Raw genomic sequence first — 910 nt, forward strand, 5'->3', positions numbered from 1 at the left:
CGACCGAAAATTAGGTTGAGCGATTTCAGTCAGTTGTGATTCACCGGGTTTTGCGAAGACCTTGGAGAGCACATGGGCTGGACCGAAACCGCTCGTCGCGAGCATGACAGAAGTAGGCTGCGTTACACAAGCGACTGCACCGATGCGGAATGGGCGATCATTGCGCCGCTGCTGGCTCGAACGACGAAGGTGGGCCGCCCGCGCCTGCACCGGGCACGGGATCTGTGGAACGCGATCCAGTACCTTGCCGCGACGGGATGCCAGTGGGCGCAACTGCCCCGGGACTTTCCCCCGTTCACGACCGTGCAGTACCATTTCTACCGGATGCGCGACAGCGGCCTGCTCGATGCGATCAACGCGGTGCTGGTAGCCGGAGTACGGATTGCCGAAGGGCGCGAGGCAGAACCGACTGCGGGCATCATCGACAGCCAGTCGGTCAAGACCACCGAAGCGGGTGGGCCGCGCGGCTATGATGCCGGCAAGAAGATCAAGGGCCGCAAGCGCCATATCGCGACCGACACGGCCGGCAACCTCCTCGACGGACTGGTGCTCTCCGCTGACATCCAGGACCGCGACGGCGCACCGGACCTCATCGAACGCTGTCGCGACGCCTATCCGTCCCTGAGCCGTTTCTTCGCCGATGGCGGCTATGCCGGGCAGAAACTGGCCGCCGCTATCGCGCATATCGACCACCTCGCCATCGAGATCGTCCGGCGTTCCGATGCCCACCGCTTCGTCGTCCTGCCCCGGCGCTGGGTCGTCGAGCGCACCATCGCATGGCTCAACCGATGTCGGCGTCTCGCCAAAGATTGGGAGGCGTCCGTCGCCTCCGCCGAAGCCTGGCTCATCATCGCTTCCATCAGGCGCATGACACGCCGTATCGCAAAACTCGAATTATGAGTCGGGCTCT

General features: G+C 63.7%; 1 protein-coding gene. It reads left to right on the top strand.

Translation table 11 applies throughout. From position 1 onward, the window contains the following. Positions 1–72: 72 nt before the first annotated feature. A complete protein-coding gene (locus SP6_RS19920; protein ID WP_076712056.1) occupies positions 73–900 on the top strand; it encodes an IS5 family transposase in 828 nt (275 codons plus the stop codon). The last annotated feature ends 10 nt before the right edge of the window (positions 901–910 follow it).

Source organism: Sphingomonas paucimobilis NBRC 13935, assembly GCF_000739895.2.
Classification (GTDB): domain Bacteria; phylum Pseudomonadota; class Alphaproteobacteria; order Sphingomonadales; family Sphingomonadaceae; genus Sphingomonas; species Sphingomonas paucimobilis.